Below are 15,606 nucleotides of genomic sequence, written 5' to 3'. Positions count from 1 at the left end.
AGCACGATGGGAGCCATTACCCTCAAAAACGTGCGCAAGACCTTCGGCGAGACCGAGGTGATTCCGGGCGTCGACCTGACCATCGAGGATGGCGAATTCGTCGTTTTCGTCGGGCCTTCGGGCTGCGGGAAATCCACGCTCCTGCGGCTGATCGCGGGGCTGGAGGATGTGACCTCGGGCCAGATCCTGATCGACGGGCGCGACGTGACCGGCGAGGCGCCCGCGCGGCGCGGTCTGGCGATGGTGTTTCAGTCCTACGCGCTTTACCCGCATATGTCGGTGCGCCGGAACATCGCCTTTCCGCTCAAGATGGCGGGCATGCCGCAGGCGGAACAGGAAAAGCGCGTGGCCCGCGCGGCCGAGATCCTGAACCTCGGCCCCTATCTGGACCGCCGCCCCGGCCAGCTTTCGGGCGGGCAGCGCCAGCGCGTCGCCATCGGCCGGGCCATCGTGCGCGAGCCTTCGGCGTTCCTCTTCGACGAACCTTTGTCGAACCTCGACGCCGCGCTGCGCGTGAACATGCGGGTCGAGATTTCCGAGCTGCACAACAACCTCAAGACCACGATGGTCTACGTGACCCACGATCAGGTCGAGGCGATGACCATGGCCGACAAGATCGTCGTGCTGCGCGCCGGGCGGATCGAACAGGTCGGCTCGCCGCTCGACCTGTATCACAAGCCGGTCAACCAGTTCGTCGCGGGCTTCATCGGCAGCCCGAACATGAATTTTCTGGGCGGCGCGACGGCGGCGCGGCGGGGGGCGCATGTGATCGGCATCCGGCCCGAGGACTGGGTGATTTCCCGCACCGAAGGCCGGGTGAAGGGCAAGGTGACCGTGGCCGAACATCTGGGATCGGACACCTACCTGCACATCACGCTGGAGGACGGCAACCATATCGTCGCCCGCTCCCCCGGTGAATTCCCGGTGACCGTGGGGGAGGAGCTGTTCCTGACGGGCGCCGAGGGGCGCATCTACAAATTCGATGAACAGGGGTTGGCGGTATGAGGCTCGCTGGAAAAACGGCCCTGATCACCGGGGCGGCGCGCGGCATCGGCCGGGCCTTTGCCGAGGCCTATATCCGCGAAGGCGCGATGGTCGCCATCGCCGACATCAACGCCGAACGGGTCGCCGACACGGCGGCGGAAATCGGCGCGGTGCCTGTCGTCATGGACGTCACGCAGCAGGACAGCATCGACGCGGGCGTGGCCGAGGCGGTCGAACGGATGGGCGGGATCGACATCCTCATCAACAACGCCGCGCTGTTCGACCTTGCGCCCATCACGGAAATCACCCGCGAAAGCTACGACACGCTTTTCGCGATCAATGTGGGCGGCGCGCTGTTCACGATGCAGGCGGTGGCGAAGCACATGATCGCCTCGGGGCGGCGGGGCAAGATCATCAACATGGCGTCGCAGGCGGGGAGGCGTGGGGAACCCCTGGTCGCCGTCTACTGCGCCACCAAGGCCGCCGTCATCAGCCTGACCCAATCCGCCGGGCTGAACCTGATCGCCCACGGGATCAACGTCAACGCCATCGCGCCCGGCGTGGTGGACGGCGAACACTGGGACGGGGTGGATGCCAAATTCGCCCAATACGAAAACAAGCCCCGCGGCCAGAAGAAACAGGAGGTCGGCGCCGCCGTCCCCTTCGGCCGCATGGGAACCGCGCGCGACCTGACCGGCATGGCGATCTTTTTGGCCACGCCGGAGGCCGATTACATCGTCGCCCAGACGTATAACGTCGATGGCGGCAACTGGATGAGCTGACCATGACCAGATTGACCGAAACCAACCTGCCCGCCTTCGCCGTTCCGAAGCCGGGCTATGACCGCGGGGCGCTGAAGGGCGGGATCGTCCATTTCGGCCTCGGCAATTTCCACCGGGCGCATCAGGCGGTCTTCCTCGACCGGCTGATGAATGCGGGGAAGGGCTTCGACTATGCCATCGTCGGGGCCGGGGTGCTGCCCTCCGACGCGCAGATGCGCGACGTGCTGGCGGCGCAGGACTACCTCTATTCGGTGGTCGAGCAATCGGCGGGCGCATCGAATCCGCGCATCGTCGGCGCGATGATCGACTATCTGCCCGCCGCCGATGCCCCCGCGATCATCGCCAAACTCGCCGATCCGGAAACCCGGATCGCCAGCCTGACGATCACCGAGGGCGGCTATTTCATCGACGCCGCGACCGGCCATTTCGACCCGACCCATCCGGCCATCGCCGCCGACGGCAAGACGCCCTTCATCCCGAAGACGGTCTTCGGCCTGATCGTCGCCGCGCTGAAGGCGCGCCGCGCGGCGGGTATCCCGCCCTTCACCGTGATGTCGTGCGACAACATCCCCCACAACGGCCGCGTCACGCGCGAGGCGGTGGTGGAAACCGCCCGCCTGTCGGACCCGGAACTGGCCGGTTGGATCGCGGCCAATGTCGCCTTTCCCAACGCGATGGTGGACCGGATCACCCCCGCCACCTCGGACCGCGAACGCGCGCTGATCCGCGAGATGGGGATCGAGGATGACAGCCCCGTCTTCTGCGAGGATTTCATCCAGTGGGTGCTTGAGGACAACTTCCCCGCCGGCCGTCCGCCGCTGGAGGATGCGGGCGTCGAATTCGTCGCCGACGTGACGCCGTGGGAGATGATGAAGATCCGCATCCTCAACGGCGGGCACGCGATCATCGCCTATCCCTCGGGCCTGATGGACATCCATTTCGTGCATGAGGCGATGGAAAACCCGCTCGTGCGCGCCTTCCTCGACAAGATCGAGACCGAGGAGATCATCCCCGTCGTGCCGCCGGTGCCGGGCACCGACCTGACCGCCTATTTCGAGAAGGTCAAGGAACGCTGCGCCAATCCGAAGATCGGCGACACGATCCGGCGGCTGTGCCTTGACGGCTCGAACCGGCAGCCGAAGTTCATCGTGCCGACCATCGCCGACCGGCTGGCCCGGGGGCTGCCGGTCGAGGGGCTGGCGCTGGAAAGCGCGCTGTGGTGCCGCTATTGCGCGGGCATCACCGATTCCGGTCAGGCGATCGCGCCGAACGATCCGAACTGGGACCGGCTGACTGCGGTGGCGGCGCTGGCCAAGGGGGATCCGGCGACATGGCTGGGCATGGCCGACATCTACGGCGACCTCGGCCGCAATCCGGCCTTCGCCGCGCCCTTCGCGCGCTGGCTTACGGCCCTGTGGGAACAGGGAACCGAGGCCACGTTGAAAGGCTGGCTCGGGCGCTGATCCCGCCTTCGTCCCGCCCGGCGCGGCCGGGCGGGACGCGGCTTGAAGCGGGGGGCATCTGATGGCTTACTGCGCCGATCATCGCGCCGCTTGCGCGCGGCCATCCGATCGGTATCAAGGTCCCGTGCCGCCCGGCACGGGAGCAAGGGAACAGCAATGCTTATCGTCCATGTCGGGACACAGAAGACCGGATCTTCCTCCATCCAGCATTTCCTGCGGGAAAACGAAGGATTGCTGCGGGAGTCCGGGATTTCCTATATCTCGGCGGTGCGGGAGTGGAGCGATCACAACAAGCTGGCGCGGGAATTGCGCAGCGACGCGGCCGACACGCCGCGCGCCGACGCGGTGGTCGCGGAAATCACCGCGCGCGGCTATGACAAATACATCCTGTCGGCCGAGGAGCTGTTCCACAAGCGCGTGCCCGGCCGGCTTTTCGACCATCTGACCCGGCATCTGGACATGGAGGTGCGGATCGTCTGCTATCTGCGCCGCCCCGACCATCTGATGGAGGCGCTTTACAAGCAGCGGGTCAAGACCGGCGACATCAAGCCCTGGCCGCTGCGCTACCTCGACGCGAACAAATGGGAATGTGATTATCTGCCGGTTCTGGACGCCTTCGCCGACCGCTTCGGGGGGGAGCATATCAGCGTGCGGCCCTATGCGCGGCCGCACCTGAAGGACGGCGATATCGTCGCGGATTTCCTCGACGTGACGGGGCTGCGGATGAACGGCTCGCCCACGCGCTCGATGCCCGAGGACAACCCGACCTTTTCCTCCGCGGTGTCCGAGATGATGGGCTTTTGCGTGCGCAATTCGGACATCCGGTTCTATGACCTGAATGAAAAGATCGCCGGGCTCGACTGGCCCAACCTGAAGAAATCGGGCGATGTCTACAATCGCACCACGCGGCTGCGCCTGCTTGAGGAACTGGAACCCGGCCTGCGCGAGATCACCCGCAGATACGGTGAGGATCTGTGGCAGACGCTGTCCTTCGACGATCTGCGCGAAGGCGGCAGCTTCGCCTTTCCAAGCGAGCATGACCGTGCCGAACTGGCCTTGCAGGCGGGCAAGGCGGTGCTGTTCGCGGCGATGCGGCTGAAGGGCTAGGCGTCGCGGCCTGCCCGATTGGGCCGGATACCGGGTTGCCGCGGTATCCGGCCATTTTGCGGATCAGGAACGGTAGGGCGCCCCCGCCTTTTCCATCACGTCGTTGTATTGCTTGATGATGTCAACGACCTTTGCCTTGATCGGGCTTTCGGCGGCGACCTCATCCCAGAAGACACGGGCCGCATCCTCGATCTTCTTGTAATCCTCGGGCGGCAGCGAGGTCAGGGTCATGTCGGTCCCCTCGACGCGCAGCTTTGCCTCGCCCGCCCAGTACCACCACTGGCGCTGGTAATGCGACTGATCGAAGGCGGTCTGCACCAGCTGTTGCAGATGCGGGGGCAGGGCGTTCCAGCGGTCCATATTGGCGAAGAAATGCCCGATCCACGCGCCCGAGATGTTGTTCGTCAGGAAATAGGGCGCGACCTTGGACCAGCCCGAGGTGTAATCCTCGGTGATCCCCGACCAGGCGAGCCCGTCCAGTTCGCCGGTCTGCAAGGCGACCTCGACATCTTCCCACGGCACGGTGACGGGGATGACGCCGAACTGCGCAAGGAACCGCCCGGCGGTGGGGAAGGTGAAGACCCGCTTGCCGTTCAGGTCGGCCAGCGAATTGATCGGCTCCTTCATGTTGAAGTGGCACGGATCCCAGGACCCGGCCGAGATGTGCTTGATCCCGACCTTGGCATATTCCTCTTCCCAGATCTCCTTCAGGCCCCAGCTGTTGAACAGCGCGGGCACGTCCAGCGAATAGCGCAGCGCCAGCGGGAAGTAACCGCCGAAGACGGTGACCTCGGTCGGGCTGGCCATGGAATCGTCATCCGACTGCACGGCGTCGATCGTGCCGTTCTGCATCGCGCGGAACAGCTCGGTCGTCGGGACAAGCTGATCCGCGGTATACAGCTCGATCTCCAGTTCGCCGTTGGCGATGGTGTTGATCGCCTCGACGGCGGGTTTCACCACCTCTTCGGCCAGCGCCGCCCCGGCATAGGTCTGGAGCCGCCATTTGACCGAAGTGGTCTGCGCGATCGCCGGCGCCGCAAGCCCGGCCGCAGCCGCACCAAGTGCACCGCTTGTAAGGAACTTCCGTCTGGTTGTCATGGGTAACTCCTTGTTGATTATTATTTTCAATATCCAAGAACCGTGCGCGGCAGCCACAGCGCGATGTCCGGGAAAATGCCGACCAGCAACAGCGTCAGCAGCATGATCAGAACGAAGGGGAACACCGATCTATAGATGATCGGCATGGTGAATTCGGGCGGCGCCATCGCCTTCATCAGGAACAGGTTGTAGCCGAAGGGCGGCGTCAGATAGGCGATCTGGCAGGTGATCGTGTACATGATCCCGTACCAGACCAGATCGAAGCCCAGGGATTTGGTCAGGCTGATGAACACCGGCGCGACGATCACCAGCATCGCCGTATCGTCAAGAAACATGCCCAGCACCAGAAAGCTGAGTTGCATCAGCACCATGATCTGCCACGGCGCCAGCCCCAGATCGTCGGTGAAGAACCGCTGGATCGACCGCCCCGCCCCCAGCCCGTCGAAGACCGCGCCAAACACCAGCGCGGCGGTGATGATCATCATGAACATCACGGTGATCTGCAGGGTCGAGACGGTGGCCGTATGCATCACCCGCCACGTCAGCTTGCGCTTCATCGCGGCGACAAGCAGCGTCGCCAGCACCCCGATGACCGAGGATTCCGTCAGGCTCGACCAGCCGTTCAGGAACGGAACCATCATCGCGACAAAGATGAACAGCGGCAGCAGCCCCGCGCGCAGCAGATGCACCCGTTCGGACCATGTGATCCGCGCCCGTTCCTCGGCCGCCATGGCGGGGGCCAGCAGCGGGTTCAGCCCGCAGCGGATCACGATGTAAACGACGAACAGCGCCGCCATCAGCAGCCCCGGCATCACCCCCGCCAGCCACAGGTTCGACACCGGCTGGCGCGCGATCAGCGCGTAAAGCACCAGCACGACCGAAGGCGGGATCAGGATGCCAAGGCTCGACCCCGCCTGAATGACGCCCGAGATCATCTGCTTGTCATAGCCCCGCCGCAGCAGCTCGGGCAGGGCGATGGTCGCGCCGATCGCCATCCCCGCGACCGACAGCCCGTTCATCACCGAGATCATCACCATCAGCAGGATCGTCCCGATCGCCAGCCCCCCGGGCAAAGGCCCGAACCAGACGTGGAACATTCGGTAAAGGTCGTCGGCGATGCGGCTTTCGCTCATCACATAGCCCATGAAGATGAACATCGGCAGGGTCAGCAGCGCCGACCAGCGCATCACCTTGATGACCGCCTGAAAGCCCATGTCCGTTGCCCCGTCCCCCCAGAGGAAGAAGGCAAAGACCACGCCGACGAAACCGATGGCCCCGAAGACCCGCTGCCCGGTGATCATCATCAGCAGCATGGTGGCAAACATCAGCAGCGCGATGGCATTGTAATCCATCAGATTTCCTTTCCGCGCACGGTCGCGATGTCGCGGATCAGGATCGAGATCGCCTGCAACAGCATCAGCGCGAAGGAAACGGTGATGATCAGCTTCACCGGCCACAGCGGCGGTCGCCAGGCGCTTGGATTGCGCTCGTTCATGGCGATCGAATAGGCGGTGCTGTCGAAGGCGCCCCAGAGCATGAAGCCCAGATAGAACATCAGGCAAAAGACGGTGAACACGTCCCAGATCGCCTGCCCGCGGCGGTTGAAGCGCGCATAGAACAGGTCCATCCGGACGTTCGCATTGCCTTGCAGGGTCCACGGCGCGCCCAGCATGTAATAGGCGACCAGCGTGAACTGCGCCATTTCAAGCGTCCACATCGCGGGCACATGCAGGAATTTCGTCACCGAGGAAAACAGCATGATCCCCATGATGACGTAGATGAGATACATGGCGACCTTGCCGACGCGGGCGTTCAACCCATCGACAAAGCGCACATAGGCAATCAGAGCGGAAGGCATCCGGACCCCTTGGCGGCTACCCGGAAACGGTTTCGTGATGTTGACCGACGAGTCAACAAAACCCGCCAGAGACGGCGCTTCAGCCCGCTTTTGCCTGTCCGGCGATCACGAAAATGTATGGATGCGCACTAAACGCGCATTCCAGAACCGTCCGGCCCGCTTCCTCCCTTTCATCTTTCCTCAAATATCCCGGGATGAGGCGGACAAGCCGATCTTCCGGTGGAAGATCGGCCCGCCGAATGCACGGACACGGGCGAGGGGGCTGGCCCCCTTCTCCCCATCCGTCTGAACCGGCGATTCAATGAATGGAACCCGCCGCGCCGCCAGTCACAGCACCAACGATTCACGGGAAAACACCCGCCCGCTGCCCGATCACAGCACCGGCGCGAACAGCCGCGCCACGGGCGCCGCGATGCGCAGCGGCCATGAGGCATCGGCCAGCGGCCGGCTGTACAGCCGCGCCCGGCTGAAATCCTCTTCAAGCATCGCCGCGACTTCGGCGGCAAAGGCCGGATCGGCCAGCACGACCGAGGCCTCGAAATTCAGCCGGCAGGAACGGCTGTCCAGATTGTGGCTGCCGACGGCGGCGATGTCGTCATCGACCAGCACCACCTTCTGGTGCATGAACCCCGCGGAATAGCGGTAGATCTTCACGCCGGAACCGCGCATCGCCTCGATGAAGGCAAAGCCGGCGAGCCAGACCAGCCAGTGGTCGCGCTCCCCGGCGATCAGGATCCGCACATCGACCCCGCGCAGCGCGGCCAGCCGCAACGCCTGCATCAGCCCGGTGTCCGGGGTGAAATAGGGCGACGCGATCCACAGCCGTTGTCGCGCCGCGGTGATCGCATGGGTGAAGAACAGCGCCCCGGTTTCCTGTGCGTCGGACGGCCCCGAGGCCAGCGCCAGCGCCGGCACCAGCCCGCTCACGTCGGGGCGCCATTCCAGATCCAGCACCTCGCCCGTGGCCCAGTGCCAGTCCTCGGCGAAATGCAGTTGCAGCTGATCCACCACCGGCCCTTCCAGCCGGATCATCGTATCCCGCCACGGACCCAGCCGCGGATCGCGCCCGATATATTCGTCGCCGATATTGTAGCCGCCGGTGAAGGCCACATTGCCGTCGATCACCGCGATCTTGCGGTGGTTGCGAAAGTTCACCCGGGTCAGCGACAGCCGCCGCTGCGGGTGGCGGGCATGGAAGTTGTTGATCTCGATCCCGCCCTCGCGCATCCGGTCCAGATAGCTGCGGTGCAGCCCGTAGCTGCCGACCGGATCGTAAAGGACGCAGACCCGCACCCCCTGCGCGCGCTTTTCCAAAAGCAGGTCCTGAAGCGCCCGGCCCAGCCCGTCGTCGCGCAGGATATAGGTCTCGATCAGGACATAATGCTCCGCCTCGCGGATCGAGGCGAAGAGCGTTTCGAACACCACCCGGCTTTCGATCAGCAGTTCGACCGCATTGCCGCCGACGGCGGGACGGGCGGCGATCGCCTCGAACCCGGCCATCAGATGCGAGGCATGCAGCGACAGGGGCGGGGCGCCGACATCGGCCTCGGGCGCGTTGCGCAGCCGCGCCGCCGCCTCGGACAGCTTGCGGTCGCGGATCATCGCCGGATAGCGGATGTCGCCAAAGATGAAATAGGCGGGCACGCCGACATAGGGCAGCGCGATCAGGAACACCGTCCAGCCCACCGCGCCCTGCGGCGTGCGGGCCGTGCGGATGGCGCGAAAGGCCAGAATGACGGCGGTGCCGTGCAGCAGCAACAGGCCGACCGGCACCGCCAGCAACGTGAAATGGGATGACAGGGCCTCGGCCAGTCCCGTCATTCGCGCCCGTCGTCCTGCATGGCGGTGATCCGGGCCAGCAGCCTTTCGCCCAGCCCCTCGGCGCGCAGGGCGCCTTCGACCGTGCGCATGCCGCGGCGCAGGGTGGTCACCTCGTCGATCAGGTTCAGGATCAGCGGCACCGCCTCGTCGTTCACGGCCATGTCCTCGGTCAGCTCGACGATCAGCCGCAGCCGCGCAAGGTCGGTGTCGTCATAGACCACGCCCTGTTGCGAGCGGCGCGGCCGCACCCAGGATCGCGTCACGCACAGCGTCAGCCGGTCATGGGTCAGACGGTCGATCCGGGTCAGGATGTCGGTTTCGGTCATCATTTCCGGTTGCCCTCCCAGTTCGCACGGGCGTCATAGGAATGCTCCGCCCGCCATTTGCGGATCGCCTCTGCCAGCGCGGGATCCTCTGTCTGCGGCAGGACAACCTTCAACGTCACCAAAAGATCCCCGGCGCGGCCGTTCGCGCGCACGACGCCCTTGCCGCGCAGCCGCATCACCCGGCCCGAGGAGGAGTTCGCGGGCACCTTCAGCCGCACCCGTCCGCCGGGCAGGGGCACCTCGACCGGGCCGCCCAGCACCGCCTCGTCGATAGAGACGGGCAGATCCATGTGGATGTCGTCGCCGTCGCGGGTGAAAACCGGATCCTCGGCGACCGAGATGGTGATCAGCGCATCGCCCGGCGCGCCGCCATTGGCGCCCGGACCGCCCTTGCCGGCCAGCCGCAGGGTCTGGCCATCCTCGATCCCCGCCGGGATGGTGATTTCCAGCCGCCCGGCCTCGGGCAGGGTGACGGCCTTCTTGCCGCCCTCGACCGCCTCGCGGAAGCTGATCTCCATGTGGAAATGCAGATCCTGCCCGCGCATCTTCATGTGCGAGAAATCTTCGCCGAAGCCCGACGAAAATCCGCCCCGGCTGCGGCCGCCGCCCCGGAAGGCGTTCTTGAACAGATCGCCCAGATCGTCGAAGCCGCCTTCGTATTCGTAGCGGCCCGAGGGGTCGTTTTCCGCATATTGCCGGTAATATTGTTCCTGCGGCCGTTCCTGCCCGCTGGCGTCGATTTCGCCCGCGTCGTAGCGGCGGCGCTTTTCCGCGTCGCGCAGCAGGTCGTAGGCGGCGGAAACCGCCTTGAACCTGTCCGCCTTCGCGGCATCGCCTCCGGTCAGATCGGGGTGGAGTTCCTTCGCCAGCTTGCGGTAGGCCTTCTTGATCTCGGCGTCCGAGGCGGTCTTTGCCACCCCGAGCACCTCATATGGTGTCTTGTTGTCGTCAGCCATGGGTCGTCCCATTCCTTCGCATGCCCGGTCCCGCGCCGGATCGCACCGGCGCATCGGTTTGCCCAGAATATGGGGCGGAGGACCCGGCGCGGCAATGCGGTTTCGCGGAAATCCCCGCTTTTCCGGGCCTTTCCGGGATCTGGCGCGCAGCCGGCGGATAGGGCTAGACTGGCCCGAACCGATCGGAGGCCCGCATGTGCTGTTCCTTTTCCTGGGTCGAGCAGACCCTCCATTCCTACGGCCTGCCGGTGATCTTCGGCGACCTGTTCTTTGAATCGCTCGGGGTGCCCCTGCCGGGGGAAACGCTGCTGCTGCTGGCGGGGACGCTGGCGGCAAAAGGGGATCTGGCGCTGCTGCCCCTGTGGCTGACGGCCTTTGCCGCGGCGGTTCTGGGCGACAATACCGGCTATCTGATCGGGCGCAGGCTGGGGCGGCCCGCCGTGCTGCGCTATGGGGCGAAGATCGGCCTGACCGATGCGCGGCTGTCGCGGGTCGAACATGTGATCCGGCGGCATGGCGTCTGGATCGTGATGGCGGCGCGCTTCGTCGCGGTGCTGCGGCAATTGAACGGCGTCGCGGCGGGCACGGCGGGGATGCACTGGGGCCGCTTCCTCATCGCCAATGCGATCGGGGCGGCGCTGTGGGTCTCGGTCTGGGTCGGCGCGGCCTATTGGTTCGGGGTCGATGCGCACCACCTGCGCTGGCACTAGATGTTCGGCGCCTGCCCGGTCGCGGGGGCGTTCGGGTTCCGCGCGGGCGCGCCCTCGGCCACGACCGAGATTTCGGCCGGCGCGGACTTGATCCGGCTATCGTCGAACCGCATCACCGGCGCCTTGCGCCACCCGCCCTGCAGATACAGGGCCGTCGCCATGATCAGCGTCGAGACCATCGCCGCCGGGAAGCTCAGCCACAGGGCATCCGTGCCAAGCCAGTCCCGCAGCCCGAAGGCAAAGCCGAGCCGCACCGGATACATCGACACGAACAGGATGATCAGCGGCCAGATCACCTGACCGTTCGCGCGGATCGTGCCGAACAGCACCATCGTCACGCCAAAGCAGATGAAACCCCAGGTCGAGACCTGACCGATATGCCGGCCGATCTCGATCGCCGGGCTGCCGGGGGCAAGGAACAGCTCCATCACCCAGCGGTCGGCGAAGAACAGCGCCACCACCAGCCCGCCGGTCAGCACGATGTTGTAGCCGATGCCAAGCTGCGTGATCCGCCGCACCCGGTCCCACCGCCCGGCGCCGATGTTCTGCGCGGCCATCGCGCTGACCGCGGCGCCAAGCGCCATCGCGGGCATCTGCACATAGGTCCACAATTGCTGCGTCGCGCCAAAGGCCGCCGCCGTATCCACGCCCTCGCGGTTGACCAGCGTCAGCATCGTCAGCATGGACGACGATACCACGACCATCTGGATCCCGATCGGCAGTCCCTTGGACAGCATCAGCTTCAGCACCGAGGGCGTGGGGATCAGCAGCCGCATTTCCGCCCCGCGCAGCCGCAGCGGCAGATCCTTGGCGTAAATATAGATCAGCATCCCGATCAGGCTGACGTAATTCGCCAGCGCCGTGGCAAGGGCCGACCCGCCGATCCCCATCGCCGGCAGCGGCCCGAGCCCGAGGATGAACATCGGGTTCAGCACCGTATCCAGCACCACCGCGATCGCCATGAAGATCAGCGGCGTGACCGCATCACCCGACCCGCGCAGCGCCATCATCAGCAGCGTCAGCATCAGCACCGCCGGCATCGCGGCAAAGATCACCCGCAGGAAGTCTATCGCCAGCGGCACCGTCTCGGCGGGCGTGCCCAGAGCCGCCAGCAGATCGGGCGCATAGATCCAGCCCAGCACCGCGATCACCGCCGTCAGCGGCACGAAGGTGCCGATCGCCGTGCCCACCACCTCGCGCGCGGCCACCATGTCGCCGCGCCCCACCGATTGCCCGATCAGGATGGTCGAGGCCATGCCGAAGCCGAAGACGAAGGCCGTCAGCAGGAACAGCACGAGGTTGCCGTTCGTCGTCGCCGCCAGCGCGTTTTCCCCGATCAGCCGGCCCACCCAGACCGCGTCGATCGACCCGTTCGCCGATTGCAGCACCGAGGACCCCAGCGTCGGCAGCGCGAAAAGCAGCAGCGCCGGGCCGATCGGGCCGGTCGTCAGGGAAGGGCGGGCTTTCATCAAATTCTCCTCGTTCGGGCGCTTTCATTCTAGGGCGGCGCGCGGCATTGTCACGGCGTGGCGAAAGGGGAAAGCATGAAGACCATCCTGATCACCGGCTGTTCCTCGGGCATCGGCCATGATGCGGCGCTTGGGCTGCGCAAGGCGGGATGGACTGTTCTTGCCACCTGCCGGAGGGAGGAGGATTGCGAACGCCTGCGGGCCGAGGGGCTGACGTCCTTTGTCATCGACATGGCCGATCCCGCCTCGATCGCCGCAGGGTTCGAGGAGGCGATGCGGATCACGGACGGGCGGCTCGACGCGCTGTACAACAACGCCGCCTTCGCCTGCCCGGGTGCGGTCGAGGATCTGCCGGTGGGCGCGCTGCGCGAGAATTTCGAGACGAACCTGTTCGGCCTGCATGACCTGACCACCCGCGCGATCCGGGTGATGCTGGCGCAGGGGTCGGGTCGGATCGTGAACTGTTCCTCGGTCCTCGGGCTGGTGGCGGCGCGCTGGCGCGGGTCCTATGTCGCCACGAAATTCGCGCTGGAAGGGCTGACCGATGTGCTGCGTCTGGAAATGCGCGATACGCCGATCCGGGTCATCACGCTGAACCCCGGTCCGATCCCGACCGCGTTCCGCCGCAACTCGATCCCGCATTTCGAGAAATGGGTAGACTGGCGCGCCTCGGCCCGGCGGGCGCAATACGAAGGCTCGCTGCTGAAGCGGCTCTACCATCCCTCGGACAAGCCCGACAGGTTCGAGCTGCCGCCCGCCGCGGTAACGGCGGCGCTGCTCCGCGCGCTGGAGGCGCCGAACCCCAAATCCCATTACTACGTCACCGGGGCCACGCATCTGGCGTCATGGCTGCGTCGCCTTGCCCCGCCGCGTCTGCGCGACTGGTTCCTCAACAAGGCCTGAGGCGCGGGTGGACAGGTTGCAGGGGCGCTGCCCCTCTTCGCTTTCAGCGAATTCACCCCGGGATATTTATGGAAGAATGAAGGGAGCAGGGCGTTCTTTAGGATGGTTGGGTGCCTGACTTTCCGGTCGCATTTCGGCGCCATGCCGCTAGTCTTCCCGAAAGGAGGAGGCAAAGATGTTTGAAAATCCAAATCTTCTGGTGATGCTGGGCGCCTGCGTGGCGGTGATCTTCGTTCTGCTGGCCGGGGTGCTGGTCTGGGGGCGTGGTCAGAGCGAGCAGGACATCCGCCGCATGAAGCAGTTGCGGATCGCCGCGCAGGTGGTTGCTTTCGGGCTGATCGTGCTGTTCATTCTGATGCGCCACAAATTCTAACGGGGGTGGCGATGGTCGTTCTGAACAGGATCTATACGAAGACCGGCGACGCGGGCGAAACCGCGCTTGGCAATGGCGCGCGCGTGCCGAAACATGCGCCGAGGGTCGCGGCCTATGGCACGGTGGATGAGCTGAACGCCACGCTTGGCCTGGCGCGGCTGCATGCCGGCGGGGAGATGGCCGCGGCCATCGCCCGGATCCAGAACGACCTGTTCGACCTTGGCGCCGATCTGGCCCGGCCGGACATGGCGCGGGACGGCGAGGCGGGCCACCCCGTCCTGCGCATCGTGCCCGCGCAGGTGGCCCGGCTGGAAAGCGAGATGGATGCGATGATCGCGCGGCTCGACCCCCTGCGCAGTTTCATCCTGCCCGGCGGCAGCGCCTTGTCGGCGCATCTGCACCTGTGCCGCACCGTCGCGCGCCGCGCGGAACGCGAGGCCGTGGCGCTTGCCGTGGCCGAGGAGGTCAACGATCAGGCGCTGATCTACCTCAACCGCCTGTCCGACTGGTTCTTTACCGCCGGGCGCATCGCCAATGACGAAGGCAGGGCCGACATCCTCTGGGTGCCGGGCGCGAACCGCGAAGGAACGTGACGTAGCAAAGGCGAAAGGCGTCGATTTTGCGCTGTTCCTGTCGCTGTGGCTCTAGTAACAAATTCCGGAAACCATGACCCGCCGCCCGCCGTGGCGGAAACGAAAGGGAGACACCACCGATGAAGGTCCTAGTGCCCGTGAAACGCGTGGTCGATTACAATGTGAAGGTCCGCGTGAAGGCGGACGGTAGCGGCGTCGACCTTGCGAATGTGAAGATGTCGATGAATCCGTTTGACGAGATTGCTGTGGAAGAGGCGATCCGGTTGAAGGAGAAGGGCGTCGCGTCGGAGATCGTGGTGGTGTCGATCGGGGTGAAGCAGGCGCAGGAGACGTTGCGCACGGCGATGGCGATGGGGGCGGACCGGGCTGTACTGGTGGTGGCCTCCGAGGATGCGGGCACGGATATCGAGCCGCTGGCGGTGGCGAAGATCCTGGCTGCCGTGGCCAAAGAGGAACAGCCCGGCTTGATCCTGACCGGCAAGCAGGCGATCGACAACGACATGAACGCGACGGGACAGATGCTGGCGGCGCTGCTGGGCTGGCCGCAGGCGACCTTCGCCTCGGAAATCACCGTCGAGGGCGGGAAGGCCAAGGTGACGCGCGAGGTCGATGGCGGGCTTCAGACGATCGAGGTCACGCTGCCGGCGATCGTCACCGCCGACCTGCGGCTGAACGAGCCGCGCTACGCGAGCCTGCCCAACATCATGAAGGCAAAGAAGAAACCTCTGGCCGAGAAGACCGCCGCCGATTATGGCGTCGACGTCAGCCCCCGGCTGACGGTGGTGAAGACGGCCGAGCCCGCCGGGCGCAAGGCCGGGGTCAGGGTCGGCTCGGTCGACGAGCTGGTGGCGAAACTGAAGGAAGCGGGGGCGATCTGATGGCGGTTCTTCTGATTGCGGAAGTGCAGGGCGGCGCGGTGGCGCTGGACGCGACGGCGAAGGCGCTGACGGCGGCGAAGTCGCTTGGCCCGGTGACGGTTCTGGTGGCGGGGCAGGGGGTCGATGCGGGCCCGGTCGCGGCGCTCGACGGCGTGGCGAAGGTGCTGGTGGCGGACGATGCCGCCTATGCGCATGGTCTGGCCGAGCCGCTGGCCGATCTGATCGTGTCTCTGGCGGGCGACTACAGCCACATCGTCGCGCCCTCGACGGCGCTGGCGAAGAGCG

General features: G+C 65.7%; 17 protein-coding genes. 10 read left to right on the top strand and 7 right to left on the bottom strand.

What is annotated here, in order from left to right; all coding sequences use genetic code 11:
* Nucleotides 1–6 precede the first annotated feature (6 nt).
* From D2T30_RS06845 to D2T30_RS06830, 4 genes are all read left to right on the top strand, one after another.
* Nucleotides 7–1,005, top strand: coding sequence for an ABC transporter ATP-binding protein (locus D2T30_RS06845; RefSeq protein ID WP_128183351.1), 999 nt, complete (start codon nucleotides 7–9; stop codon nucleotides 1,003–1,005).
* On the top strand, nucleotides 1,002–1,766 hold the full coding sequence (locus D2T30_RS06840; protein ID WP_128208271.1) for an L-iditol 2-dehydrogenase: 765 nt from the start codon (nucleotides 1,002–1,004) through the stop codon (nucleotides 1,764–1,766). Before D2T30_RS06845 ends, D2T30_RS06840 begins: the two co-directional genes overlap by 4 nt.
* Nucleotides 1,767–1,768: 2 nt before the next feature.
* Nucleotides 1,769–3,229 carry a mannitol dehydrogenase family protein gene (locus D2T30_RS06835; RefSeq protein WP_128208270.1) on the top strand — a complete coding sequence of 487 codons (1,461 nt, stop codon included), beginning with the start codon at nucleotides 1,769–1,771 and terminating at the stop codon, nucleotides 3,227–3,229.
* Nucleotides 3,230–3,385: 156 nt separating this feature from the next.
* Nucleotides 3,386–4,336, top strand: a complete 951-nt coding sequence (locus tag D2T30_RS06830; RefSeq protein WP_128208269.1) for a hypothetical protein — start codon at nucleotides 3,386–3,388, stop codon at nucleotides 4,334–4,336.
* 63 nt (nucleotides 4,337–4,399) lie between these two features.
* Here the strand turns inward: D2T30_RS06830 and D2T30_RS06825 are convergent, their stop codons facing one another.
* The 6 genes from D2T30_RS06825 to D2T30_RS06800 form a co-directional block, all read right to left on the bottom strand.
* On the bottom strand, nucleotides 4,400–5,434 hold the full coding sequence (locus D2T30_RS06825) for a TRAP transporter substrate-binding protein (RefSeq protein ID WP_128183347.1): 1,035 nt from the start codon (nucleotides 5,432–5,434) through the stop codon (nucleotides 4,400–4,402).
* A gap of 26 nt (nucleotides 5,435–5,460) precedes the next feature.
* Nucleotides 5,461–6,786, bottom strand: a complete 1,326-nt coding sequence (locus tag D2T30_RS06820) for a TRAP transporter large permease (protein WP_128208268.1) — start codon at nucleotides 6,784–6,786, stop codon at nucleotides 5,461–5,463.
* Nucleotides 6,786–7,292 carry a TRAP transporter small permease subunit gene (locus D2T30_RS06815; RefSeq protein ID WP_128208267.1) on the bottom strand — a complete coding sequence of 169 codons (507 nt, stop codon included), beginning with the start codon at nucleotides 7,290–7,292 and terminating at the stop codon, nucleotides 6,786–6,788. Before D2T30_RS06815 ends, D2T30_RS06820 begins: the two co-directional genes overlap by 1 nt.
* A 372-nt stretch (nucleotides 7,293–7,664) precedes the next feature.
* The gene (cls, locus tag D2T30_RS06810; protein ID WP_241560727.1) at nucleotides 7,665–9,113 is read right to left on the bottom strand and encodes a cardiolipin synthase; all 1,449 of its coding nucleotides are present in this window, start codon (nucleotides 9,111–9,113) and stop codon (nucleotides 7,665–7,667) included.
* On the bottom strand, nucleotides 9,110–9,442 hold the full coding sequence (locus D2T30_RS06805; protein ID WP_128183344.1) for a chaperone modulator CbpM: 333 nt from the start codon (nucleotides 9,440–9,442) through the stop codon (nucleotides 9,110–9,112). The genes cls and D2T30_RS06805 overlap by 4 nt, the downstream gene beginning before the upstream one ends.
* Entirely contained in the window at nucleotides 9,439–10,395 is a 957-nt protein-coding gene (locus D2T30_RS06800; RefSeq protein WP_128183342.1) for a DnaJ C-terminal domain-containing protein, read from the bottom strand. Before D2T30_RS06800 ends, D2T30_RS06805 begins: the two co-directional genes overlap by 4 nt.
* Before the next feature lie 194 nt (nucleotides 10,396–10,589).
* Between D2T30_RS06800 and D2T30_RS06795 the strand changes: the two genes are divergently transcribed.
* The gene (locus D2T30_RS06795; RefSeq protein WP_128208266.1) at nucleotides 10,590–11,105 is read left to right on the top strand and encodes a DedA family protein; all 516 of its coding nucleotides are present in this window, start codon (nucleotides 10,590–10,592) and stop codon (nucleotides 11,103–11,105) included.
* Here D2T30_RS06795 and D2T30_RS06790 read toward each other — a convergent pair.
* Nucleotides 11,102–12,574, bottom strand: a complete 1,473-nt coding sequence (locus tag D2T30_RS06790) for an MATE family efflux transporter (protein WP_128208265.1) — start codon at nucleotides 12,572–12,574, stop codon at nucleotides 11,102–11,104. The two genes, D2T30_RS06795 and D2T30_RS06790, sit on opposite strands and share 4 nt — an antisense overlap.
* 75 nt (nucleotides 12,575–12,649) lie before the next feature.
* On the opposite strand from D2T30_RS06790, the gene D2T30_RS06785 reads away from it, so the two are divergent.
* The 5 genes from D2T30_RS06785 to D2T30_RS06765 all read left to right on the top strand — a co-directional run.
* Nucleotides 12,650–13,477 carry an SDR family NAD(P)-dependent oxidoreductase gene (locus D2T30_RS06785; protein WP_128208264.1) on the top strand — a complete coding sequence of 276 codons (828 nt, stop codon included), beginning with the start codon at nucleotides 12,650–12,652 and terminating at the stop codon, nucleotides 13,475–13,477.
* A gap of 175 nt (nucleotides 13,478–13,652) precedes the next feature.
* Nucleotides 13,653–13,850 (top strand): HIG1 domain-containing protein, encoded by a 198-nt coding sequence (locus tag D2T30_RS06780; RefSeq protein ID WP_128183338.1) that lies wholly within the window; start codon nucleotides 13,653–13,655, stop codon nucleotides 13,848–13,850.
* Nucleotides 13,851–13,861: 11 nt separating this feature from the next.
* On the top strand, nucleotides 13,862–14,443 hold the full coding sequence (locus tag D2T30_RS06775; RefSeq protein ID WP_128208263.1) for a cob(I)yrinic acid a,c-diamide adenosyltransferase: 582 nt from the start codon (nucleotides 13,862–13,864) through the stop codon (nucleotides 14,441–14,443).
* A 119-nt stretch (nucleotides 14,444–14,562) separates the two neighbouring features.
* Nucleotides 14,563–15,321 carry an electron transfer flavoprotein subunit beta/FixA family protein gene (locus D2T30_RS06770; RefSeq protein ID WP_128208262.1) on the top strand — a complete coding sequence of 253 codons (759 nt, stop codon included), beginning with the start codon at nucleotides 14,563–14,565 and terminating at the stop codon, nucleotides 15,319–15,321.
* The coding region (locus tag D2T30_RS06765; protein WP_459076651.1) for an adenine nucleotide alpha hydrolase family protein at nucleotides 15,321–15,606 on the top strand (286 nt) is incomplete at its 3' end. The genes D2T30_RS06770 and D2T30_RS06765, both read left to right, overlap by 1 nt.

It is taken from the genome of Paenirhodobacter populi (genome assembly GCF_004022215.1).
Lineage (GTDB): Bacteria > Pseudomonadota > Alphaproteobacteria > Rhodobacterales > Rhodobacteraceae > Rhodobacter > Rhodobacter populi.
This window is presented reverse-complemented; position numbering and strand designations above follow the sequence as displayed.